This window comes from Burkholderia sp. RF2-non_BP3, from assembly GCF_001522185.1.
Taxonomy (GTDB): domain Bacteria; phylum Pseudomonadota; class Gammaproteobacteria; order Burkholderiales; family Burkholderiaceae; genus Burkholderia; species Burkholderia diffusa.
In genome coordinates this window covers 117,626-141,361 of record NZ_LOSU01000070.1, presented here as the reverse complement: position 1 = coordinate 141,361, position 23,736 = coordinate 117,626, and the positions used below count along the sequence as shown (strand labels likewise).

The following is a 23,736-nucleotide window of genomic DNA, read 5'->3' as shown; positions in this document are numbered from 1 at the left end:
TCCGCTACATCCCCGCTACCGCCACGCGCTTCCCGACCGCACCAGACTCTCTATGCGAATGAAATTGAAGAACATCGGCCTGATTGCCGCGGGCCTCGCCACGGGCGTATTCGCCACGCTGCAGGTTTCGGCGTCGGCCGAGCAGACCGCCACGGCGCCGCTTCCCCTCGACCAGCTCCGCCTGTTCGCGGAAGTGTTCGGCCAGATCAAGCGCGAGTACGTCGAACCGGTCGACGACAAGAAGCTGCTGACGGCGGCGATCAAGGGCATGGTGTCGAGCCTCGACCCGCATTCGTCGTTCCTCGACAAGACCGACTATGACGAACTGCAGGAGCAGACCAAGGGTCGCTTCGCGGGTCTCGGCATCGAGATCTCGCAGGAAGACGGTCTCGTCAAGGTGATCTCCCCGATCGAAGATACCCCCGCGTTCCGCGCCGGCATCCGTCCGGGCGACCTGATCACGCGCATCAACGACAAGCCCGTGCGCGGCATGACGCTCGACAAGGCCGTCAAGCAAATGCGCGGCGAGCCGGGCACCAAGGTCACGCTGACGATCTTCCGCAAGAGCGACGACCGCACGTTCCCGATCACGGTCACGCGCGCGATCATCAGGGTCCAGAGCGTGAAGATGAAGTTGCTCGACCCGGGCTACGCATACATCCGGATCACGAGCTTCCAGGAGCGCACGACGCCCGATCTCGCCGCGAAGCTGCAGGACATCGCACGCCAGCAGCCGAATCTGAAGGGCCTGATCCTCGACCTGCGCAACAACGGCGGCGGCCTGCTGCAAAGCGCGGTCGGCGTCGCCGGCGCGTTCCTGCCGCCCGACTCCGTCGTCGTGTCGACCAACGGCCAGATCCCGGATTCGAAGCAGGTCTACCGCGACACCTACGACAACTACCGCCTGCCGTCCTTCGACGGCGATCCGCTGAAGAGCCTGCCGCCGGTCTTCAAGACCGTGCCGATGGTCGTGCTGACGAACGCGTATTCGGCGTCTGCGTCGGAAATCGTCGCCGGCGCGCTGCAGGATTCGAAGCGCGCGCAGATCATGGGCAAGACGACGTTCGGCAAGGGCTCGGTGCAGACGGTCCGTCCGATGACGGCCGACACCGCGCTGCGCCTGACGACGGCCTACTACTACACGCCGAGCGGCCGTTCGATCCAGAACAAGGGCATCACGCCCGACGTGCCGGTCGATCAGTACGCGGACGGCGATCCGGACGACGTGCTCGTGACGCGCGAGGTCGACTACACGAACCACCTCGCGAACACGCAGGATCCGAACGAGAAGAAGGAACAGGAAGAACGCGAGCAGCGCCGGATGGACCAGCTGCGCGTCCTCGAGGAGCAGAACGACAAGAAGACGCCGGAGCAGCGCCAGAAGGACCGCGATCGCAAGCCGATCGAGTTCGGCAGCACCGACGACTTCATGATGCAGCAGGCGCTCAACAAGCTCGAGGGCAAGCCGGTGCAGGAATCGAAGTCGCTGCTCGCCGAAAGCACGACGAAGAGCCCTGCAGCCAAGGCCGCGTCCACCACGAAGGCGTCGGGCGCGAAGGCGGCCGCACCGAAGCCCGCGTCGGCACCGCAGTAAGCGCCGGCCGGCATCCGACGGGCCATCGCGGGAAGACCGCGATGGCCCGTTTTTCATGTGCGCCTAGAATGAATCGATACGCCGGCGCTTCCGCCCCGCTCACGACTTCCCCATGAACGACGATCAACTCCTCCGCTACTCCCGCCACATCCTCGTCGACGAAATCGGCATCGAGGCGCAGCAGCGCTTTCTCGACGCGCATGCGATCGTCGTCGGCGCCGGCGGTCTCGGCTCGCCGGCCGCGATGTATCTCGCGGCGTCCGGGGTCGGCACGATCACGCTCGTCGACGCCGACACGGTCGACCTCACGAACCTGCAGCGGCAGATCCTCCACGCGACCGCATCGGTCGGCCGCAGCAAGGTCGAATCGGGGCGCGACGCGCTCGCGCGGCTGAACCCGGAAGTGACCGTGCATGCGGTCGCGGCGCGCGTCGACGATGCGTGGCTCGACGAACATGTGCCGCGGGCCACCGTCGTGCTCGACTGCACCGACAACTTCGCGACGCGCCATGCGATCAACCGCGCGTGCGTCGCGCACGGCGTGCCGCTCGTGTCGGGCGCCGCGCTGCGCTTCGACGGCCAGATCAGCACGTTCGATTTCCGCGACCCGGCCGCGCCCTGCTACGCGTGCGTGTTTCCGGAAGACCAGCCGTTCGAGGAAGTCGCGTGCGCGACGATGGGCGTGTTCGCGCCGACGGTCGGCATCATCGGTGCAATGCAGGCCGCCGAAGCGCTGCGCGTGATCGGCGCGATCGGCACGACGCTCAACGGCCGGCTGATGATGCTCGATTCGCTGCGGATGGAATGGACGACGATGAAGATCGCGCGCCAGGCCGACTGCCCCGTATGCCAGGGGCGGCACTGACGCGCGCGGGACGCATGCGCCGAACGACGCATGCGTGACGTTCGCAACCTTCGCGACGGTTCCGCGGTGCGGCCCGCGCCGCCTAGGCGGCCGCGTCCGCGCGCGGCTCCGCGACCGACAGGCGCTTGAGCGCCGCCTGCACCTCCTCCGGCTCGAATGCGGCCAGCACGTCGGCCGTGGGCTTCTCGAGTGCCTTCAGGTGCGCGCGCAGGATCTCCTGCTTCACCACCAGCAACTGGCTCGGGTGCATCGAGAACTCGGTGAGCCCCATCCCGAGCAACAGGCGCGTGAGCGCCGGATCGCCCGCCATCTCCCCGCACACCGACACCGACACGCCGGCCCGCTTCGCTTCGCGCAGCGTGTAGGCGATCAGGTGCAGCACCGCCGGATGCAGCGGGTCGTACAGGTGCGCGACCGCATTGTCCGCGCGGTCGATCGCGAGCGTGTACTGGATCAGGTCGTTCGTGCCGATCGACAGGAAATCGAAGCGCTTCAGGAACAGCGGCAGCGCGATCGCCGCGGCCGGAATCTCGATCATCGCGCCGATGCGCACGTTCGGATCGTACGCAAGCCCCGCGTCGTCGAGCTGGCGCTTCGCCTCGCGGATCAGGTCGAGCGTCTGGTCGATCTCCTGCGCGTGCGCGAGCATCGGGATCAGGATCTTCACCTGCCCGAACGCGGACGCGCGCAGGATCGCGCGCAGCTGCGTGAGGAACATCTGCGGCTCGGACAGGCTCCAGCGGATCGCACGCAGGCCGAGCGCCGGGTTCGGCGCCGTCTCGTAGCCTTCGTCGAGCGCCTCGAGCGGCTTGTCCGCGCCGACGTCGATCGTGCGGATCGTCACCGGCATGCCCTTCATCCACTCGACCGCGCGCTTGTACGCGGCGAACTGCTCCTCCTCCTCGGGCATCTCCTTCTGATGCATGAACAGGAACTCGGAGCGGAACAGCCCGACGCCGACCGCGCCGGCCTCGACCGCCGCCTTCGCGTCGTCGGGCAGCTCGATGTTCGCGTACAGCTCGATCTTCGTGCCGCACAGGGTTTGCGTCGGCGAAAACTTCAGCCGCTGCAGCTTGCGTTGCTCGAGCAGCTTCTCGGACTGACGGTACGAATATTCCTCGAGCACGATCGGCGCGGGATCGACGATCACGATCCCCTGGTCGCCGTCGACGATGATCAGGTCGTCCTGCCGGATCAGCGCGCTCGCATGCTGGACGCCGACCGCGGCGGGAATGCCGAGGCTGCGCGCGACGATCGCCGTGTGCGACGTGCGGCCGCCGAGATCGGTGACGAACGCCTGGAACGACTGCGACTTGAACTGCATCATGTCGGCCGGCGCGATGTCGTGCGCGACGACGATCATCTCGCTCTGACCTTGCGCGGCGGCGCCATCGAGCGCCTGCGACGCCGACGGCGCACCGGCGAGCGCTTTCAACACGCGCTCGACCACCTGCTCGATGTCGGCCTTGCGCTCGCGCAAGTATTCATCCTCGATGTCGTCGAAGTGGCGCGTGAGCAGCTCGAGCTGCTCGGTCAGCGCCCATTCGACGTTGTAGCGTCGCGTGCGGATCAGGTCGATGGTTTCCTGCACGAGCATCGCGTCGCTCAGGATCATCGCGTGGACGTCGATGAACGCGGCCACTTCGGTCGGGGTGTCGTCGGTCAGGTCGGCGCGCAGCGCCTCGAGCTCGTGATGCACGACCTCGCGCGCCGTGCTGAAACGCGCGACCTCGGCGTCGATCTGGTTCGCCTCGACCAGGTAATGGGCGACGTCGAGCGCCGCCGGCGCGATCAGGTATGCTCGCCCGATCGCGATACCACGTGAGACGGGAATGCCATGCAGCGTGAAGGACACGCGCACCTCCTCTGTACATGTAAAGCCGCGGCACACTGCTGCGATGCGCTTATGACCCCGGTTAGCGATTATAAATTCCGTACCTCCATGCTGACTGCGTGCAGCGCAGCATTGCCATTTCCGCATCAATGCCGCGGACGAAAAAAATGCCGCGACAAGCGCGGCATTCTGCTTCGAAACGACAACGATCCCGCGCGGGGATCACTGACCTTCGCCGAACTTGTCCGCGATCAGCTTGAGCAGCGCATCCATCGCCTCGCGTTCGTCGGGACCTTCGGTCTCGATCGTCACGGTGCTGCCGATGCCCGCCGCCAACATCATCACGCCCATGATGCTTTTTGCGTTGATCTTGCGTCCGTTGCGCGTCATCCAGACTTCCGACTGGAAGTTGCCGGCCAGTTGCGTAAGCTTGGCCGATGCGCGTGCATGGAGCCCCAATTTGTTGACGATGGTGGTTTCTTGTTGAAGCATGGTTCTCGGTCGGGTCGGTCGCGGCCGCCGGCGACGTGCGTCGGCGGGTCGGTCTAAAACGGAAAACGGGGCGGTTAGTGCGATTCGGTGCGCGGTTGCGGCTCGGGCGGAATCGGCGCGCACTGGCCGCAGCCGACTTCGGTCGGCGGCGGCGGTGTGCCGGCCGCCACTTCGTGGACGCCCTTCGCGCCGCCGGACAGCGCCTTGTCGACGAGCTTGTCGAGCGGCACGGTCCGGTAGCAGACGGCCCGCACCAGCATCGGCAGGTTCACGCCCGCCAGCACGCGCACGTTGTCGAGCTTCGCGAGCTGGCCCGCGATGTTCGCGGGCGTCGCGCCGTACATGTCGGTCAGCACGACGACGCCATTTTCTTCCCTGAGCCGCGCGAGCTCCGCGTGCGCGAACGCCATCACCTGGGTGGGATCGCTGTCCGCCAGCACGTCGATGCAGCCGATGCGCGCGGGCACGCCGCCGTAGATGTGCGCGATGCAGTCCCGCAGCGCGGTGGCGAGCGGTGCGTGCGCGATGATCAGAATCCCGGCCATGTCAGACTGCCCCCGGCCGCCCCTGGCGGGCCGACGCCCCGCAGCGGGGCAACGAGCGTAGCGAGTGAGGGAATCGTTTCATGTTCAGCCTTGCAACGGTTTCGGCCCGACCGCCGGGCCTTCGGCGCGCTGGTCGCGGCACCGGGCAAGCGGGCATTGTAGCAGGCCGGTCGAACCGCTCCGGCGACGGGGGACCTGCGCGGCCGCCGCCGGGCTTGCGCGGAAAGCGGGCTACGCGGCCGCCCGCTCCAGCGCGTCGATGAACATCGCGGCGACGTCGAAACCCGTCTGCTCCATGATTTCGCGGAAGCACGTCGGGCTCGTCACGTTCACCTCGGTCAGCCAGTCGCCGATCGCGTCGAGCCCGACCAGCAGCAGCCCGCGCGCGGCGAGCACCGGCCCGAGCGTCTCGGCGATCTCGCGGTCGCGCGCCGTCAGCGGCTGCGCGACGCCGAGCCCGCCCGCGGCGAGATTGCCGCGCACTTCGCTGCCTTGCGGAATCCGCGCGAGCGAATACGGCACCGGCTCGCCCGCGATCAGCAGAATGCGTTTGTCGCCGGCCGTGATCTCGGGGATGAACTTCTGGATCATCAGCGAGCGCGTGCCGTCGTGGCCGAGCATCTCGATGATCGCGCCGAGATTCATCCCGTCGGCCTTCACGCGGAACACGCCCATCCCGCCCATGCCGTCGAGCGGCTTCACGATCACGTCGCCATGCTCGGCGTGGAACGCACGCAAGCGCGCGGCGTCGCGCGTGACGAGCGTCGGCGCGACGAACTGCGGAAACTCGCCGATCGCCAGCTTCTCCGAATGGTCGCGGATCGACTGGGGCTTGTTGAACACGCGTGCGCCCGCGCGTTCGGCAAGCTCGAGCATCCAGGTGGCCGTCACATACTCCATGTCGAACGGCGGATCCTTGCGCATCAGCACCGCGCCGAACGACGTCAGCTGACGCGATTCGTGCGCGCCCGTCTCGTACCACGGATGGCGATGCAGGTCGGCCGTGTCGCCGACGATCGTCACGCGCTGCACGTCCGCCTCGACGCCCGAGCCCGTCCACGCGAGCTGGTGCGGCTGGCACGCGTATACCGCATGCCCGCGCCGCGCGGCCTCCGCCATCATCGCGTAGGTCGAATCCTTGTAGATCTTGAAGCGCTCGAGCGGGTCGGCGATAAAGAGAATGTCCATGCGGGTCCTGTACGTAGCGAAGCCGTTACACCTGGATGGCTTCGGGATCGGTCTTTTCCAGTTCGATCGACGACGCGATCAGCGACAGGCGCGCGACGACGCCGTACATGTAGAAACGGTTCGGCGGCGCGGCGCCCGGCTTCGCGCCGGCATCCGGCAGCGCGGTGTGCTCGAAGCCGAGCGGCACGTAGTGCATGCCGGGCGCGTTCAGGTTCTGGTCGCGCTCGCGGCCGCCGTGCGTGCGGTAGAAACCGCCAACCACGTAGCGGTCGATCATGTACACGACCGGCTCCGCGACTTCGTCGCCGACGCGCTCGAACGTGTAGACGCCTTCCTGCACGATCACGTCGCGCACCGCGAGGCCGGCCTTCGACTCGGCCATCTGCGCGCGCTCGGCCTTCGACATGCGGCCGATTTCGGCCGCGTCGTGCACGGTCATCACGCCGCGCCCGGCGGTGCCCGCGTCGGCCTTCACGACGACGTACGGCTTTTCGCTGATCCCGTATTCGCGATACTTGCGCGCGATCTTCTTCAGCACGCCGTCGATCGCGTCGGCGAGCGCCTGCTCGCCTTCATGGCCCTGCCAGTCGACGCCTTCGACGTGCGCGAAATACGGATTCACCATCCACGGATCGACGCCGACCATCTTCGCGAACTTCTTCGCGACGTCGTCGTAGCACGAAAAGTGCGTCGACTTGCGGCGCACGGCCCAGCCCGCGTGCAGCGGCGGCAGGAGGTACTGCTCGTGCAGGTTTTCCAGCACGGCGGGAATGCCGGCCGACAGGTCGTTGTTCAGCAGGATCGAGCACGGATCGAAATTCTTCAGGCCGAGACGGCGCTGCGAACGCTCGAGCGGTTCCAGCACGATCTTCTGGCCGTCGGCCAGCGTGATCGGCGTCATGTCGGTGATGCTCGGGTCGAGCGAGCCGAAGCGCACGTTCAGGCCGGCCTGGCGCATGATCGTCGCGAGCCGCGCGACGTTTTCCAGATAGAACGCGTTGCGGGTCGGCAGCTCGGGAATCACGAGCAGATTCTTCGCGTCCGGGCAGATCTTCTCGATCGCGGCCATCGCGGCCTGGACGGCGAGCGGCAGCACTTCGGACGGCAGATTATTGAACGCGCCGGGGAACAGGTTCGCGTCGACGGGCGCCAGCTTGAAACCGGCGTTGCGCAGGTCCACCGAACAATAGAACGGCGGGGTGTGTTCCTGCCATTCGAGCCTGAACCAGCGTTCGATCGCAGGCGTCGCGTCGAGGATCTTCTGCTCGAGCTCGAGCAGCGGACCGTTCAACGCGGTAACGAGGTGGGGAACCATGAATCACTCGCGAGCGGGAGAATGAAGATTGTAGAGCAATTGCCCCGCCCATTTGGGGATTGTTCCCGGCTTCGCAAGGGTTTGGAGGAAGTTTTCGGCTATTGACCCGATAGCGTGAAGGGTTATGCGCTACGGCAGCACGCGGCAGGAGAAAAAAAGCCCGCCGGGCGGGCGGGCCGAAGTCGCTGCGCTCATTCGGGGCGGGCGCCGTCTGCGCGGCGGCCCGCCGTCATCCGTACGACTTATTCGACGTGCTCGCCGTGCAGCACCACGTCGAGGCCTTCGCGCTCTTCCTCTTCGGTCACGCGCAGGCCGATCGTCAGGTCGATCAGCTTCAGCAGCACGAAGCTCAGCACGCCGCTGTACACCAGCGTGATCAGCACGCCCTTCGCCTGCAGCAGCAGGCTGCCGTCGGCGCCGCCGATGTCCTTGACCGCGAACACGCCCGTCAGCAGCGCGCCGAGAATCCCGCCGATGCCGTGCACGCCGAACGCGTCGAGCGAATCGTCGTAGCCGAGCTTCGACTTGAGCCACGTCGCCGACCAGAAGCACACGACGCCTGCCGCGATACCGATCACGAGCGCACCCGTCACGCCGACGAAGCCGGCGGCCGGGGTGATCGCGACGAGGCCCGCGACCGCGCCTGACACGATGCCGAGCACCGACGGCTTGCCGTGCGAGATCCATTCGGCAAACATCCAGCCGAGCGCCGCGCACGCCGTCGCGACTTGCGTCGTCAGCATCGCGAAGCCGGCACGGCCGTCGGCCGCGACCGCGGAACCCGCGTTGAAGCCGAACCAGCCCACCCACAGCATCGAGCCGCCGATCATCGTCAGCACGAGGTTGTGCGGCGCCATCGACTCACGACCGAAGCCGACGCGCTTGCCGAGCATCAGGCACGACACGAGGCCCGCGATACCGGCGTTGATGTGCACGACGGTGCCGCCCGCGAAGTCGAGCACGCCGTCGGCCGACAGCCAGCCGGTCGGCTCCCACACCATGTGCGCGATCGGCACATAGACGATCAGCGACCAGAGCGCCATGAACACGAGCATCGCCGAGAACTTCATCCGGTCGGCGAACGCGCCGCAGATCAGGGCCGGCGTGATGATCGCGAACGTCATCTGGTAGACGAAGTAGACCGATTCCGGAATCGTCGTCGCGAGGTGGCTGACGGTCAGCGTGGTCGCCTTGTCGCCCTTCACGTAGCTCATGCCGTGCAGGAACGCGCGCGACAGCCCGCCGATGAAGCCGTTGCCCGGCGTGAACGCGAGGCTGTAGCCGACCACCGTCCACAGCACCGTGATCACCGCGGTGATCGCGAAGCTCTGCATCACGGTCGCGAGCACGTTCTTCTTGCGGACCATGCCCGCGTAGAACAGCGCGAGGCCGGGGATCGTCATGAACAGCACGAGCGCGGTGGACGTCAGCATCCACGCGGTGTCGCCGGCACTGATCTTCGACGAATCGACGGAGAACGGCTCGGTCGGCGCGGCCGGTGCGGCCGGCGCGGACGCGGCGGCAGCGGCCGATGCGTCGGAGGCGGCGCCCGAAGCGGGTGCGGCGGCAGCGGCAGGTGCCGATGCGTCCGTGGCGGCCGGCGTCGAAGCGGCCGGAGCGGCGGCTGCCGACGCATCGGACGCCGTTGCGGCGGGCGCGGACGCAGCCGCGGCGGAAGCCGCGTCGTCGGCGAGCGCGGGGCCGACAGCGGCCGCGATCAGCGAACCGGCCATCAGCAGGGACATCAGAAGTTTGCGCATCTCGGGTTTCCTCTTGTCGCTTGTCTTTGTCTGTTACAGCGCGTCTGCGCCGGTCTCCCCGGTCCGGATCCGGATCACTTGCTCGATCGGCGTGACGAAGATCTTCCCGTCGCCGATCTTGCCGGTGCGGGCGGCCCGCTCGATCGCCTCGACCGCCTGGTCGACGAGATCGTCGGACACGGCCGCCTCGATCTTCATCTTCGGCAGGAAATCGACCACGTATTCGGCGCCCCGGTACAACTCGGTGTGCCCCTTCTGGCGCCCGAACCCTTTCACCTCAGTGACCGTGATGCCCGAGACGCCGAGCGCGGAGAGCGCTTCGCGCGTCTCATCGAGCTTGAACGGCTTGATGATTGCGGTAATCAGTTTCATGAAGTCCTCTCGCTGGGTGGTCCCGTCGAATTGGTTGGAATGGTGTAACGGTCTCTCCTCAGCAACTCGCATGCCATGTTCGTGCGAAGACCGCCTCGAACCGCTCTTAAACAGGGTCGCATCTGATGCTGAAAGGTGCGGAAGCCCGGCCGAATGGCCAACATGGCCCGGTTTGCTGGCGCGCCGAAAGGATCGTTGCTAGAGTGCACGCACGTCCCGGCTCACCGGGCCATTCACCCATGCGGGCGCCGTGCCCGGAAATCGCGCCGCGTGCGCACCATTTCCGGTCATGCGTGCATCATGGGCACGTATGCAACTGAATATGCACACTTTTTGTGCAAGGAAGGAAATCTCATGAAGCAACCCAGCGATGTTTTCAACGACCTGCAGTCGCGCGTCAGCGATCTGCTGAAAAACTCGCCGGCCAAGGATGTCGAGCGCAACGTGAAGGCCATGTTGTCGCAAGGCTTCTCGAAGCTCGATCTCGTCACGCGCGAGGAGTTCGACACGCAGGCACATGTGCTCGCCCGCACTCGCGTGCGTCTCGAGGAACTCGAGAAGCGCGTCGCGGAACTCGAGCAGAAGCTCGCAGCGTCCCAGGCCTGACGCCCCACCCGACCGACTGGTCCGGGCGCGGGCCGCCTCGTGCGGCCCGCGCCTGTCACCCGGAAATCAGCCAGTCGGCTAGCCGTTTCGTCGTTCTTCGCTGTTCCTCGCTCTTCGCAGTTCGTCGTTCCTCGTTCTTTCCCGCGCCACGCCGGCAGCGCGCACCGATTCCTCCGATTCCCGCGGCATGCGGCCCCGAACGGCCGTAGCCCGTCCGATTCATCTACAGGAGCCTCGCCATGTCGCTCGCCGTGGTGCGCAGTCGCGCGCCGGCGGCCGGCCGCGCGCCGGACGTCACCGTCGAAGTTCATCTTGCCAACGGGCTGCCGTCGTTCTCGATCGTCGGCCTGCCTGATCTCGAAGTCCGCGAAAGCCGCGAGCGCGTGCGCGCCGCGCTGCAGAACTGCGGATTCGATTTCCCCGTCAGGCGTATCACCGTCAATCTCGCGCCGGCCGACCTGCCGAAGGAATCGGGCCGCTTCGACCTGCCGATCGCGCTCGGCATCCTCGCCGCGAACGGCCAGCTCCCGGCCGACGCGCTGGCCGGCCGCGAATTCGCGGGCGAACTGTCGCTGACCGGCGCGCTGCGGCCGATGCGTGGTGCGTTCGCGATGGCGTGCGGCGCCGCGCGCGACTGGCGCGCGGGTCATGCCGCAGCGGACCTCGATTCCGGTCCCGGTTCCCGTTTCGATTCCAGCGGCCATTCCGGCGTCGATTGCGTCGCGATATCCGGCGTGTCAGCCCTGTCGCGCCCGCCCGAGCTGTATCTGCCGCTCGACAGCGCGGCCGAGGCGGCGCTGGTGCCGGGCGTCACCGTGTTCGGCGCGCCCGACCTCCCCGCGCTGTGCGCGCACCTGGCCGGCACGCCGGATGCCCGGCTCGCGCCGGTCGCGGCGCCCTGTCTCGACGGCATGCCGGCGCCCGTCGCGCCCGATCTCGCGGACGTCGTCGGCCAGCGCGGCGCCCGGCGCGCGCTCGAAGTCGCTGCCGCGGGCGGGCACCACATGCTGATGATCGGGCCGCCCGGCGCCGGCAAGTCGATGCTCGCCGCGCGGCTGCCCGGCCTCCTGCCGCCGCTGACCGACGACGAGGCGCTGACGTCTGCCGCGCTCCTTTCCGCGAGCCGCATCGGCTTCTCGCCCTCGCAGTGGCGGCGGCGCCCGTTCCGTTCGCCGCACCATTCGTCGAGCGCCGCCGCGCTGGTCGGCGGCCGCAACCCGCCTCAGCCGGGCGAGATCACGCTCGCGCACCTCGGCGTGCTGTTTCTCGACGAACTGCCCGAATTCGACCGGCACGTGCTGGAAATGCTGCGCGAGCCGCTCGAAGCGGGCCGCATCACGATCTCGCGCGCGGCGCAGCAGGCCGACTTCCCCGCCGCGTGCCAGCTGATCGCCGCGATGAACCCGTGCCCGTGCGGCTGGCACGGCGATCCGTCCGGGCGTTGCCGCTGCACGCCCGATGCCGCCGCGCGCTACCTGCGCAAGCTGTCGGGCCCGCTGCTCGACCGGATCGACATCCAGATCGACCTGCCCGCGCTGTCGCCGGCCGAACTCGCGTCGCGCGCGACGGCACCGGGCGAGCCGAGCGCGGCGGTCGCCGCACGGGTCGCCCAGGCGCGTGCGCTGCAACGCGACCGGCAAGGCAAGACCAATCACATGCTGAGCGGCCGAGAAACCGACGACCTGTGTCGGCCGACCGACGACGGCGAACGGCTGCTGCGCGAGGCCGGCGAGCGCTTCGGCTGGTCGGCGCGCGCGTATTTCCGCGTGCTGAAGGTCGCGCGCACGATCGCCGACCTCGCCGGCGACCCGTTGCCGACGGCCGCGCAGATCGCCGAAGCGATCCGCTACCGGCGTGCGCTCACGGCACTGTGAGCGCCTTCGGAGGACAAAATACGGCTGTCAAGACTTGACTTATGCACAATTTCACGAATCCGGCCCCGGATCACCCTGCATGGGCGCCCTTTCATCGCGAAATTCGTATCCCTTTGTTTTCATTGATTTTTCTCAAAGCGAGCGCGAGCTGTGAAATGCGCCGGAAGGCCGTCCGGCGCGGCTTTGCGGGAGATTCGATCAACTTTTCAACAAAGTTATCCACATGCACTGTGGATAGCCGAAAAATCCCCGCAAAATCCGGCGATTAGCGTCGAAAGCTGCGAATGAACTTTCAATTGTCACGGAGCGTCCAAGCGCCCTCGCCGGCCGCTGTCAGTCGAGTTTGAACGAACCGAAAAACTGGTCGAGCTGCTCCTGCGCGAGCGGCCGGTCGGCGATCGCGACGGCCTGATACGCGTGCCGGCCCCGCGCCACGAGCCGCGCGACGATCGTCTTGTGCGAATGGTCGCCGCCGCTGGCCGCGCCCGCGACGCGCAGTTCGAGCCCGTTCACCGCGCCGCCGGCCGCGAGCGGCACCGGCACCGAGGCCGTCTGCGGCGCGCCTTCGAGATTGCGCGACAACCCGGACCGCAGGAACTCGAGCGCCGCATGGCGCGTATCGTCGCGATCGTCGGGCAGCGTCAGCGTGCCGACCGCGAACACCGCACCGTCGACGTGCGCGGCCTGCATCCGCATCGGCATCGACGCGCCGCCGACCGCCACCGGCTGATCCTCGACGGTCGGCTTCGCCGGCAGGTCGATCGTGTAGCCGGCGTCGTTGTGCAGCGTGCGCCAGTCATACGACGGCGAGCACGCGGCCAGCGCCGCGCTCACGCATGCGAGCGCGGCGAAGTGTCGCAGCGGACGAAAAAGGGGGCGCAACGAATGGAGAACTTCCTTCGGCATGGCAGTGATGGGGACAGGCAAAAACGCCCATTATCCGCCGAAGCCGGCGCCCGGTATGCGTGGCGGCCGCCGGTGCGCGCGTCGCATTCGCGCTAAAATGAGCGCCGAATTTCGACGTCCTTTGCATCGATCCGCGTCATCGACCGACTCCGAGAGCACCGCAGATGAACACCACGCCTCCCGCCCAGCGCCGCACCGGCCCCGTCCGCTATATCGTGGCGGCCGTCGTCGTCGCGGCCATCGCCGTTGCCGGCTTCTTCGCGTTCAACGGCAAGTCCACCGTGCCGGATGCCACGTTCACGCTGCTGTCGGGCCAGAAGGTGTCGACGGCCGGCGACCTGAAGGGCAAGGTCTACCTCGTGAATTTCTGGGCGACGAGCTGCGCGACCTGCATGCAGGAAATGCCGCAGATGGTCGATACCTACAATCGCTTCAAGGGCCAGGGGCTGGAATTCGTCGCGGTCGCGATGAACTACGATCCGCCGATGTACGTCGCGAACTACGCGCAGACGCGTCAGCTGCCGTTCAAGGTCGCGCTCGACGACGGCAGCGTCGCGAAGCAGTTCGGCAACGTGCAGCTCACGCCGACGACCTTCGTCGTCGACAAGGACGGCAAGATCCTGAAGCGCTACGTCGGCGCCCCGCAATTCGCGGAACTCGACGCGCTGCTCAAGAAGGCGCTCGACGGCAACGCGGCCTGAGCGCCGCACGACAAGGCTCGCGGGCCGCCCACCGCGCCCTGCTCCGCACCACGGACCGCCCGACCGGCCAGCCCGGTTCCGCGGTCCGTCTCTTTTTCAGCGCTCGGTTTCGCCTTTCGCCGACAGCCCGTAGCGCTTCATCTTCTCGTACAGCGTCGCCTTGCCGACATGCAACCGGTCGGCCGTCGCGGCGACCGCGCCGCCCGTCTGGTTCAGCGCCTCGGCGATCACCGCGCGCTCGAATTGCTCGATGCGTTCCTTCAGCGTCTGGTCGCTCTCCGTATCGTCGCCGCCCGCGCCGGCTTCCTGCGGCATGTCGGCGACGCCGAGCACGAAGCGGTCGGCCGCGTTGCGCAGCTCGCGCACGTTGCCGGGCCAGTCGCGCTGCATCAGGCTCGCGCGTTGCCGGTCGGTCAGCACGGGGGCCGGCCGCCCGTAGCGCACGGCCGCGTCGAGCATGAAGTGCTCGAACAGCGGCACGATGTCCTCGCGGCGCTCGGCGAGCGGCGGCAGCGCGATCGTCACGACGTTGAGCCGGTACAGCAGGTCGCGCCGGAACGTGCCGGCCGCGACGAGTTCGCTCATGTCGCCCTTCGCGGCCGCGACGACGCGGCAGTTCACGCGGATCGGCTGGTTCGAGCCGAGCCGTTCGAGCACGCCGTCCTGCAGCACGCGCAAGAGCTTCACCTGCAGCGCGAGCGGCATGCTTTCGATTTCGTCGAGGAACAGCGTGCCGCCGGATGCGTATTCGAGCTTGCCGACGCGGCGCTTCGCGGCACCGGTGAACGCGCCGGGCTCGTAGCCGAACATCTCCGACTCGAACATCGGCTCGGGCAGCGCGCCGCAGTTCACCGCGATGAACGGCTTGTCGCGACGCGGCGACAGCTCGTGCAGGCTGCGCGCGATCAGCTCCTTGCCGGCGCCCGTGTCGCCGTTGATCAGCACCGATGCGTCGGTGGGCGCGACGTTCGCGATCAGCTTGCGCACCTGTTCGATCGCCGGGCTGCGGCCGATGATGCGCGGCGCGACGATGTTCTGCCCGGCCAGCTCGCGCCGCAGCGCATGGTTCTCGAGCACGAGCTCGCGCCGCTCGAGCGCGCGGCGCACGGTCTCGATCAGCCGCTCGGCCGCGAACGGCTTTTCGATGAAGTCGTACGCGCCGTCGCGCATCGCCTGCACGGCCATCGAGATGTCGCCGTGGCCGGTGACGAGGATCACCGGCACGTCGGGCACGCGCTCGCGGCACTGCGCGAGCAGGTCGAGCCCGCTCGCGCCGGGCAGCCGGATGTCGCTGACGATCGCGCCGGCGGTTTCCGCGACGATCGCCTTGTCGGCCGCCTCGGCCGATTCGAACCCGACGACGTCGAACCCCGCGAGCTGGAGGCTCTGCACGCTCGCCCGGCGAACGAGCGCATCGTCTTCGATATAGATCACTTGCAGCCGGTTGGCCATCTTGGTCACTTGCTCCTGACAGGCCGCGCGGCGCTGGTGCGCGCGGCCCTCGTTGATGCCGGTCGGCCCTAGTGCGAGCCCGCCGGTTCGGACACCGAGTCCGGATGATGCGTGCGCGCGCGCCGCAGCGTCAAGACGAACAGCGCGCCGCCGGACGGTGCATTGCGCGCGGTCAGCGCCCCGCCCGCGTCGCTCGCGATCGACGACGAGATCGCGAGGCCCAGCCCGAGCCCGCGCCCCATTTCCTTGGTCGTGAAGAACGGTTCGAACAGGCGCGGCAGCAAGTCGGGCGCGATGCCGGAGCCGTTGTCGCGCACCTCGATCGCGAGCGTCGCGACCGACACCGCGATCGTCACTTCGATCGCCGGTGCCGCGACGCCCGCGACCGCGTCGAGCGCGTTGCCGATCAGGTTGATCAGCACCTGTTCGAGGCGCAGGTCCTCGCAGCGGGCGACGAGTTCCGGATAGTCGCACGCGAGGTCGAGCGGGGCATCCTGCGCGGGCGACACGGTCGCATCCTGCAGCGTCAGCGTGAGCGCGACGCCGCGCAGCCGGTCGCCGAGCAGCGACAGCACGCTGCGCAGCGCGCGCACGACGAGCGCCCGTTCGTTGCGCGGCTTCGCGCGGCCGACGAACAGCTTCAGCTGATTGGTGATCTTGCCCATCCGCTCGGTCAGCGCGGCGATCGCCTCGAGGTTCTCGCGCGCGGCTGCCTGCTCGCCGCGATCGAGCAGCACGCGCGTGTTGTCCGAGAAGCTGCGCAGCGCCGCGAGCGGCTGGTTCAGTTCATGCGTGATGCCGGCCGCCATCTGGCCGAGCGCGGCGAGCTTGCTCGCCTGGATCAGTTCGTCGTGCGCGGCGCGCAATTCCTGTTCCGCGCGGATCCGGTCGCCGACCTCCTTCTGCAACTGCTCGTTCGCCTCCGACAGGTCTGCCGTGCGCTCCTCGACGCGCCGGTTCAGCTCCGCATACGCCTGCTGCAGCAATGCGCGGCCGCGGATCATCTCGCGCACGCGTGCGCGGCGCATGCGCCAGTAGAACGCGAGCAGCGCGACCGAGACGAAGCCGAAGCCGGTGACGATCGTCGCGTTGCGCGCGTCGGCGTCGATGGGCGCGATCGGCGCGAGCGTCACCAGCAGCCAGTCGGGTTCGCCGATCCGCCGCTTGCTCGCCAGGAAGCGCGGCGCGCGCAGGCCGGGACCGAGGCGCACGATCTCCGCGTCGGCGTCGAGCACCTGCTCGACGCGCAGCGGCAGCGGCGTGACGGGCTGCTGCGCGTACTGGCGCGTCTCGTAGATCGACGCGGCGACGGGCCCCGTCAACGGATGCAGCGTGTGATATTTCCACGCGGGCACGGACGACAGGAACACGACGCCGTGATCGTCCGCGACGACGAGCGGTTCGGACGCGTCGGCGCCCTGGAACCATTCGAGATTGAGCTTCACGACGACGACGCCCGCGATCCTGCCGTCGCGCCACACCGGCTGCGAGATGTAGTAGCCGGGATCGCGCGAAATCGTGCCGATCCCGAAGAAGCGGCCGACCTGGCCGCTCATCGCATCGATGAAATACGGACGAAACTGGTATCCGGTCCCGACGAAGCTGTCGGGCGCGCGCCAGTTGCTGGCGGCGACGCACAGGCCGTCCGCGCCGATCACGTAGGTGACGGTCGCGTGCGCGTGTTCGTTGAGGTCTTCGAGATAACGGTTCGCGCGCGCGGTGAAATCGGCGCGCTTCGGTTCGGCGAGCAGGTCCAGCACGTACGGGTGGCTGCCGAGCAGATAAGGCAGCGACTCGTAGCGGTCGAGCGTGCTCTTGAGCGCGTTGGTGGTGCGGTCGACGCGCACCGCGGCGTTGCGCTGCAGCTCGGCGACGCCGCGCCGCCACGTGACGGTCCACGTCAGCGCGCACGCCGCCGCGAGCGCGGCGGCAAGCACGACGAGGATGAGCAGGCGGCGCTTCACGGACGTGACTTCCTGGCGATGCGGATCGCCTATTGTGTCATAGGGCTCCGCATCTCCGCCCGGGCCGCCGCGCGGCGCACCGCCCGCGGGCGGTGCCGCCGCCTGCTCCTTCATGACGTCAGACGCCGGCCGTCTCGGTCGTCGTGACCTCGCCGCCGCCCTTCAGCGCCTGGCGCAGCTTGTTGCGGTCGAGTTCCTTTTCCCAGGCCGACACGACGACGGTCGCGACGCCGTTGCCGATGATGTTGGTCAGCGCGCGGCATTCGCTCATGAAGCGGTCGATGCCGAGGATCAGCACCATGCCCGACAGCGGGATCGTCGGCACGACGGCGAGCGTCGCGGCCAGCGTGATGAAGCCCGCGCCCGTGACGCCGCTCGCGCCCTTCGACGTCAGCATCGCGACCGCGAGCAGCGTGAGCTGCTGCATCCACGTCAGTTCGATGTTGGTCGCCTGCGCGATGAACAGCACGGCCATCGTCATGTAGATGTTGGTGCCGTCGAGGTTGAACGAGTAGCCGGTCGGCACGACGAGACCGACGACCGAGCGCGAGCAGCCGGCCTTCTCCAGCTTTTCCATCAGCTGCGGCAGCGCCGCTTCCGACGAGCTCGTGCCGAGCACGATCAGCAGCTCTTCCTTGATGTACGACACGAAGCGGATGATCGAGAAGCCCGTGGCGCGCGCGATCGCGCCGAGCACGACCAGCACGAACACGACCGAGGTCAGGTAGAACGTGCCGATCAGCTTGAGCAGCGGCACCAGCGAGCCGACGCCGTACTTGCCGATCGTGAACGCCATCGCGCCGAACGCGCCGATCGGCGCCAGCTTCGTGACGATGTGCACGATGCCGAACAGCACGCGCGTGAGGCCGTCGATGAAGTCGGTCACGACCTTGCCGCGCTCGCCGAGGTGCGCGAGCACGCTGCCGAACAGCAGCGCGATCAGCAGGATCTGCAGGATTTCGCCCTGCGCGAACGCATCGACCATCGTGTTCGGGATGATGTGCATCAGGAAGTCGACCGTCGACTGCCCGTGCGCCTTCGCCGCGTACGACGCGACTTCCTTGCCGTTCAGCGTCGCCGGATCGATGTTGAAGCCGACGCCCGGACGCAGGATGTGCGTGGCCGCGAGGCCGAGCAGCAGCGCGAAGGTCGACACGATCTCGAAGTACAGCAGCGCCTTGCCGCCGACGCGGCCGACCTTCTTCATGTCCTCCATGCCGGCGATGCCGGTGACGACCGTACAGAAGATGATCGGTCCGATCACCATCTTGATCAGCTTGATGAAGCCGTCGCCGAGCGGTTTCATGTCGGTGGCGAGCGCCGGGTAGAAGTGGCCGAGGATCACGCCGACGATGATGGCGAAGATCACCTGCACGTAGAGCACTTTGTAGAAGGGTTTCTTCTTCACGATGGTTCCTGCTGAAGTAGATGAGCCGGTGGAAACGGCGTCACGCGCGCGGACGAATGTCAGGGGAAGAGCCATTCGCCCGCGCGGCTGCCGTGCCGCAACAAGCGATGCCTCAGGACGTCCGGAGGGAGTGGAAGGCAGTGGTCATCGATTGTCTCCTTGGTTTAATAGTCAGGCCGGGGGGGATGGCCGTGCTTTTCATATCGCAAGGTCGATGCCAGGTTTCCGGAACCCCTCAAGCCATTGTTTTCATTGTATTTCTCATAATGCGGCAGGCAAGGAAATCCGGGATTCCGGATTTCCGGAAAATATCCGTCCGGCGATCCGGACGGAGGGATCGTTTCATCCGACGAATCAATGCTGCACGGCCTCACCGGCCAGCACGCCCGTCTGCGCGTAGAACTCCTGCCGCGCGAAGGCTTCGCGCTCGCGCCGCGCGCGCTCGCCGCGGTCCGCGAGCGAGCCGACGACGATCCCGACGAACGCGAGCGGCACCGACACGAGCGCGGGGTTGTCGAGGAACACCGGCGCGTGCGCGTGATGCAGCACGTCGACCCACACCGACTTCGACAGCACCGTGAGCGCCACCGCCGACGCGAGGCCCAGGCCGCCGCCGAGCACCGCGCCGCGCGTCGTCATCCCGCGCCAGAAGATCGACATCGCGAGCACCGGGAAATTCGCGCTGGCGGCCACCGCCGCGACGAGGCCGACCATGAACGCGACGTTCACGTGCTCGAACAGGATCGACAGCGCGATCGCGACCGCGGACAGCCCGATCGTCGCCGCGCGCGAGATGCGCATCTCCAGCCGCTCGTCGGGCTTGCCGCGCGCCCACATCTGCGCATACAGGTCGTGCGAGATCGTGGTCGCGCCGGCGAGCGTCAGCCCGGCGACCACCGCGAGGATCGTCGCGAACGTGACGGCCGCGATGAAGCCGTAGAACCAGTTGCCGCCGACCGCCTGCGCGAGCTTCACCGCGACCATGTTCGAGCCGCCGAGCAGGTCGTGCGTCAGGTTGAAGGTGCCGTTCGCGCCGAGCCGGAAGAATTCCGGATGCTGCGCGAGCAGCACGATCGCCGAGAAGCCGATCACGAACGTGAGCAGGTAGAAGTAGCCGATGAAGCCGGTCGCGTAGAGCACCGACTTGCGCGCCTCCTTCGCGTTCGGCACCGTGAAGAAGCGCATCAGGATGTGCGGGAAGCCGGCCGTGCCGAACATCAGCGCGATGCCGAGCGACAGCGCGTTGGCCGGATCGCGGATCAGCTTGCCGGGCCCCATGATCGACAGCGCGCCCGGATGCACGGCCACCGCGCGGCGGAACATCTCGTCGACGCTGAAGCCGAATTCGCCGAGCGCGAGCAACGCGAGCAGCGTCGCGCCGCACAGCAGCAGCACGGCCTTGATCACCTGCACCCAGGTGGTCGCGGTCATCCCGCCGAAGAACACGTACACGACCATCAGCACGCCGACGATCAGCTCGGCCGTGCCGTACGACAGCCCGAACAGCAACTGGATCAGCTTGCCCGCGCCGACCATCTGCACGACCAGGTACAGCACGACGATCGTCAGCGCGTTCGCGGACGTCAGCAGCCGGATCGGCCGCTGCGCGAAGCGGTACGCGACGACGTCGACGAACGTGAACCTGCCGAGGTTGCGCAGCGGCTCGGCGATCAGGAACATCACGAACGGCCAGCCGACCAGGAAGCCGATCGAATAGATCAGCCCGTCGAAGCCGAACATGAACACCATCCCCGACAGCCCGAGGAACGACGCGGCCGACATGTAGTCGCCCGCGATCGCGAGCCCGTTCTGCAGCCCGGTGATGCCGCCGCCGGCCGTGTAGAAGTCGCGTGTCGAGCGCGTGCGGCGCGCGGCCCAGCGCGTGAGCGCGAGCGTCGCGAACACGAACGCGAAGAACATCGCGATCGCGACCGGGTTCAATTCGACCTTGTCGGGCATCGGCCCCGCGACGGCGCTCGCGCGCGCGGCGGAGGTGAAGAAAACGAGAACGGCCAGCGCGCCGAGCGCGCGCGAGATGCGTCGCATGTCGGCCTCCGTCACGAACGTTGCAGGATCGCGTCGACGCGGCGGTCGAACGCACGGTTCGCGCGCAGCACGTAGCACGCGGTCAGGCCGATCGCGACCAGGATGATCGCGACGCCCGCGACGATCCCGACCGTGGTCGTCGCGCCGCGGTACAGCGGCGCGGCCAGCACGCGCGGCGCGAGCGCGACGAGCAGGATGAAGCCGTAGTAGGTGGCGATCATCAGCGCCGTCAGCGTGAAGCTGAAGCGGCGTCGCGCACGCACGAGCTGCTGGTAGTCACGGCGCGCCGTGACCGATTCGATGACGGAATGCTCCATGGTGTCTCCGATGTCCCCTCGTCGTTTCGCGAGGCGTGTCTTATGGATGGTCGGCGCGCGTCGACTGCTCCGCCCGCGCCACGGCGGCAATACATGAAACGCGTTACACGACCCGATCCGCACGCAGCCGCGCCAGGTCGTCCGGCGACAGCCCGAGCCAGCGACCGAGCACGTCGTCCGTATCGGCGCCGAGCACCGGCGGCGCGCCGCGCACCGGCAGGCGCGCGCCGTCGAAGCGATACGGCGGCGCGAGCACGTCGACGCCGCCCGCGACCGGATGCGGCTGCCGCGTGACGAGCCCCGCGCGGGTCGCGCGCTCCGACGTCAGCGCGTCGTGCAGCCCGAGCACCTCGCCGCACGGAATGCCCGCATCGGCGAGTGCCGCGAGCAACATCGCGCGCGGCCGCCGCGCGAGTTCGCCGCGAATCTCCGGCAGCAGCGCGGCGCGGTTTTCCGAGCGGCCGAGGTTGGTCCTGTAGCGGTCGTCTGCGGCGAGATCGGGCCGCTCGATCGCATCGCAGAAACGCGCGAACTGCGTGTTGTTGCCGACCGTGATCACGAGCGGGCCGTCGGCCGCATCGAACACGCCGTACGGCACGATCGACGGATGCGCGTTGCCGTAGCGCGGCGGATCCTCGCCCATCAGCAGCGCGTCGAGCCCGTAGTACGCGGTGATCATCAGCCCGCAGTCGAACAGCGCCATCTCGATGCGCCGTCCGCGCCCCGTCGCGTGACGCTCGTACAGCGCGGCGAGGATCGCCTGCGCCGAATACATGCCGGTGAACAGGTCGACCGCCGCGACGCCGAATTTCAGCGGCGGCTGGCCGGCCTCGCCGTTCAGCGCCATCAGCCCCGCCTCGCCCTGCACGACGAGGTCGTAGCCGGGCCGCGCGGCCTCCGGGCCCGAGCGGTCATAGCCGGAAATCGCGCAATGCACGAGCCGCGGATTCAGTTCGGCCAGCGCGTCGTAGCCGAGGCCGAGTTTCTCCGCACCGCCGAACTTGAAGTTGTGGATCAGCACGTCGGCCTGCGCGGCCAGCTCGCGCGCGATGCGTCGCCCGTCCTCCGTCTGCAGGTCGACGCAGATCGACCGCTTGCTGCGGTTCACGCTGTTGAAATACGTGGTCTCGGTCTCGCCGATCCGCAGCCCCCAGTCGCGCGTGTCGTCGCCGCGCACCGGATGCTCGACCTTGATCACGTCCGCGCCGAAATCGGCGAGCACCATCGCGCTCCACGGGCCCGCGAGCACGCGCGAGAAATCGAGCACCTTCACGCCGGCCAGCGGCAATGCGCGCGGGTCGTTCGTCATCCTTGCCTCCTCCATTCGCGTCGCATGCCTTTATTGTTTCGACAGCGCGATGTAGCGCGCGAGATGATGATCCTCGTCGCCGAGCTGGTGATCGATCATCACGAGCCGCTTCGCGTAATGCGACAGCGGCAGCTCCCACGTCATCCCGATCCCGCCGTGCAGCTGGATGCTTTCCTCGGCGACGAGCGTGCCGATCCGGCCGATGCTGTATTTCGCCGCCGCGAGCGCGCGCTCGCGCACCGCGCGCGGCGCATCGAGTTGCGCGGCCGCGTTGATCACCGCCGAGCGCGCCTGCTCGACTTCGAGCAGCAGGTCGGCCATCCGGTGCTGCAGCGCCTGGAAGCTGCCGATCGGCAGCCCGAACTGCTTGCGCGTGCGCAGGTATTCGAGCGTGGCTTCCTTCGCGACGTCCATCGCGCCGAGCGCCTCCGCCGACAGCGCGAGCAGCCCGTAGCCGAGCACGTGTTCGAGCAGCGCGGCGCCGGCATCGCCGTCCCGGGCATCCGGCGCGCCGAGCGCGGCATCGGCCGGCAACACGACGCGCTCGAAACGCACTTCGGCCGCGCGGCCGCCGTCGATCTTCCTGTAGTCGCGCAGCGACACGCCCGGCGCGTCGGCCGGCACGACGAACAGGCCGATGCCGGCCGCGTCGTCGTCATGACCGGACACGCGCGCGCTGACGACGAAGAATGCCGCCTGCGCGGCCTGGTCGACGACGCCCTTCGCGCCCGTCAGCACCCAGCCGTCGCCGTCGCGCTCGGCGCGCGTGCGCACGGTCGTCAGTTCGTAGTGCGAGCCCGGCTCGTCGTGCGCGAACGCGGCGCTCGCGCTGCCGTCGATCAGCGCGGCAAGCCGTTCGCGATGCGCGTCGCCGCCGGCGAGCGACAGCGCGCGGCCCGCGAGCAGCGCGCCGAGGAACGGCTCGACGACGAGCCCGCGCCCGAGGCATTCGAACACCACGGCGATATCGAACCCCGCGCCGCCGAAGCCGCCGTCGGCTTCGGGAAACAGCGCGCCGACCGCGCCGAGTTCGGCGAAGCGCCGCCACATCGCGCGATCGAATCCGTCGGTCGACTGCGCGATGCGGTCGCGCACCGGGAACGCATACTGTTCGGCGATGAAGCGGTTCAACGTGTCCGCCAGCATCCGGCGGTCTTCTGTGTGCTGGAAATCCATCGTCGCGTCCCT

The 23,736-nt window shown here is 68.0% G+C and carries 20 protein-coding genes; 5 read left to right on the top strand and 15 right to left on the bottom strand.

From position 1 onward, the window contains the following. Positions 1 to 52 precede the first annotated feature (52 nt). Both WS45_RS31355 and WS45_RS31350 read left to right on the top strand, forming a co-directional pair. Positions 53 to 1,594 carry a S41 family peptidase gene (locus tag WS45_RS31355; protein ID WP_059526241.1) on the top strand — a complete coding sequence of 514 codons (1,542 nt, stop codon included), beginning with the start codon at positions 53 to 55 and terminating at the stop codon, positions 1,592 to 1,594. Positions 1,595 to 1,706: 112 nt separating this feature from the next. Continuing rightward, positions 1,707 to 2,459, top strand: coding sequence for a HesA/MoeB/ThiF family protein (locus WS45_RS31350; protein ID WP_059526244.1), 753 nt, complete (start codon positions 1,707 to 1,709; stop codon positions 2,457 to 2,459). Positions 2,460 to 2,541: 82 nt separating this feature from the next. Here the strand turns inward: WS45_RS31350 and ptsP are convergent, their stop codons facing one another. The 7 genes from ptsP to WS45_RS31315 all read right to left on the bottom strand — a co-directional run bounded on the left by ptsP (position 2,542) and on the right by WS45_RS31315 (position 9,965). Beyond that, positions 2,542 to 4,314, bottom strand: a complete 1,773-nt coding sequence (ptsP, locus tag WS45_RS31345; RefSeq protein WP_059526298.1) for a phosphoenolpyruvate--protein phosphotransferase — start codon at positions 4,312 to 4,314, stop codon at positions 2,542 to 2,544. 201 nt (positions 4,315 to 4,515) lie between these two features. Then, positions 4,516 to 4,785 (bottom strand): HPr family phosphocarrier protein, encoded by a 270-nt coding sequence (locus WS45_RS31340; RefSeq protein ID WP_006477716.1) that lies wholly within the window; start codon positions 4,783 to 4,785, stop codon positions 4,516 to 4,518. Between the two features lie 74 nt (positions 4,786 to 4,859). Beyond that, positions 4,860 to 5,330, bottom strand: coding sequence for a PTS sugar transporter subunit IIA (locus WS45_RS31335; protein ID WP_059526247.1), 471 nt, complete (start codon positions 5,328 to 5,330; stop codon positions 4,860 to 4,862). A 231-nt stretch (positions 5,331 to 5,561) separates the two neighbouring features. Further along, positions 5,562 to 6,518 (bottom strand): glutathione synthase, encoded by a 957-nt coding sequence (gene gshB, locus WS45_RS31330; protein WP_059526250.1) that lies wholly within the window; start codon positions 6,516 to 6,518, stop codon positions 5,562 to 5,564. A 25-nt stretch (positions 6,519 to 6,543) separates the two neighbouring features. Further along, complete coding sequence (gene gshA, locus WS45_RS31325; protein ID WP_059451518.1) at positions 6,544 to 7,833, bottom strand: glutamate--cysteine ligase; 1,290 nt, start codon at positions 7,831 to 7,833, stop codon at positions 6,544 to 6,546. A gap of 242 nt (positions 7,834 to 8,075) precedes the next feature. After that, positions 8,076 to 9,593: an ammonium transporter gene (locus tag WS45_RS31320; protein WP_059703306.1), complete on the bottom strand. Its 1,518-nt coding sequence runs from the start codon at positions 9,591 to 9,593 to the stop codon at positions 8,076 to 8,078. A gap of 33 nt (positions 9,594 to 9,626) precedes the next feature. Next, the gene (locus WS45_RS31315; RefSeq protein ID WP_006398175.1) at positions 9,627 to 9,965 is read right to left on the bottom strand and encodes a P-II family nitrogen regulator; all 339 of its coding nucleotides are present in this window, start codon (positions 9,963 to 9,965) and stop codon (positions 9,627 to 9,629) included. Between the two features lie 354 nt (positions 9,966 to 10,319). Between WS45_RS31315 and WS45_RS31310 the strand changes: the two genes are divergently transcribed. Both WS45_RS31310 and WS45_RS31305 read left to right on the top strand, forming a co-directional pair. Beyond that, complete coding sequence (locus tag WS45_RS31310) at positions 10,320 to 10,571, top strand: accessory factor UbiK family protein (protein ID WP_059526259.1); 252 nt, start codon at positions 10,320 to 10,322, stop codon at positions 10,569 to 10,571. A 239-nt stretch (positions 10,572 to 10,810) separates the two neighbouring features. Continuing rightward, the gene (locus WS45_RS31305; protein WP_059703304.1) at positions 10,811 to 12,445 is read left to right on the top strand and encodes a YifB family Mg chelatase-like AAA ATPase; all 1,635 of its coding nucleotides are present in this window, start codon (positions 10,811 to 10,813) and stop codon (positions 12,443 to 12,445) included. Positions 12,446 to 12,778: 333 nt separating this feature from the next. Here the strand turns inward: WS45_RS31305 and WS45_RS31300 are convergent, their stop codons facing one another. Next, a complete protein-coding gene (locus WS45_RS31300; protein ID WP_059703302.1) occupies positions 12,779 to 13,351 on the bottom strand; it encodes a hypothetical protein in 573 nt (190 codons plus the stop codon). 164 nt (positions 13,352 to 13,515) lie between these two features. On the opposite strand from WS45_RS31300, the gene WS45_RS31295 reads away from it, so the two are divergent. After that, positions 13,516 to 14,052, top strand: a complete 537-nt coding sequence (locus WS45_RS31295; protein ID WP_059526269.1) for a peroxiredoxin family protein — start codon at positions 13,516 to 13,518, stop codon at positions 14,050 to 14,052. 96 nt (positions 14,053 to 14,148) lie between these two features. Here WS45_RS31295 and WS45_RS31290 read toward each other — a convergent pair whose 3' ends face one another. The 7 genes from WS45_RS31290 to WS45_RS31260 all read right to left on the bottom strand — a co-directional run bounded on the left by WS45_RS31290 (position 14,149) and on the right by WS45_RS31260 (position 23,724). Beyond that, entirely contained in the window at positions 14,149 to 15,504 is a 1,356-nt protein-coding gene (locus tag WS45_RS31290; RefSeq protein ID WP_059703300.1) for a sigma-54-dependent transcriptional regulator, read from the bottom strand. A gap of 68 nt (positions 15,505 to 15,572) precedes the next feature. Then, positions 15,573 to 17,582 (bottom strand): sensor histidine kinase, encoded by a 2,010-nt coding sequence (locus WS45_RS31285; protein WP_059526272.1) that lies wholly within the window; start codon positions 17,580 to 17,582, stop codon positions 15,573 to 15,575. Positions 17,583 to 17,586: 4 nt separating this feature from the next. Next, the gene (locus WS45_RS31280; RefSeq protein WP_059526276.1) at positions 17,587 to 18,876 is read right to left on the bottom strand and encodes a dicarboxylate/amino acid:cation symporter; all 1,290 of its coding nucleotides are present in this window, start codon (positions 18,874 to 18,876) and stop codon (positions 17,587 to 17,589) included. A 354-nt stretch (positions 18,877 to 19,230) separates the two neighbouring features. Beyond that, the gene (actP, locus tag WS45_RS31275) at positions 19,231 to 20,922 is read right to left on the bottom strand and encodes a cation/acetate symporter ActP (RefSeq protein ID WP_059524047.1); all 1,692 of its coding nucleotides are present in this window, start codon (positions 20,920 to 20,922) and stop codon (positions 19,231 to 19,233) included. Positions 20,923 to 20,933: 11 nt separating this feature from the next. Further along, the gene (locus WS45_RS31270; protein WP_059524028.1) at positions 20,934 to 21,239 is read right to left on the bottom strand and encodes a DUF485 domain-containing protein; all 306 of its coding nucleotides are present in this window, start codon (positions 21,237 to 21,239) and stop codon (positions 20,934 to 20,936) included. A 103-nt stretch (positions 21,240 to 21,342) separates the two neighbouring features. Beyond that, complete coding sequence (locus WS45_RS31265) at positions 21,343 to 22,548, bottom strand: CaiB/BaiF CoA transferase family protein (protein ID WP_059703370.1); 1,206 nt, start codon at positions 22,546 to 22,548, stop codon at positions 21,343 to 21,345. A 30-nt stretch (positions 22,549 to 22,578) separates the two neighbouring features. Further along, the gene (locus WS45_RS31260) at positions 22,579 to 23,724 is read right to left on the bottom strand and encodes an acyl-CoA dehydrogenase family protein (protein WP_059703297.1); all 1,146 of its coding nucleotides are present in this window, start codon (positions 23,722 to 23,724) and stop codon (positions 22,579 to 22,581) included. Between the last annotated feature and the right edge of the window lie 12 nt (positions 23,725 to 23,736).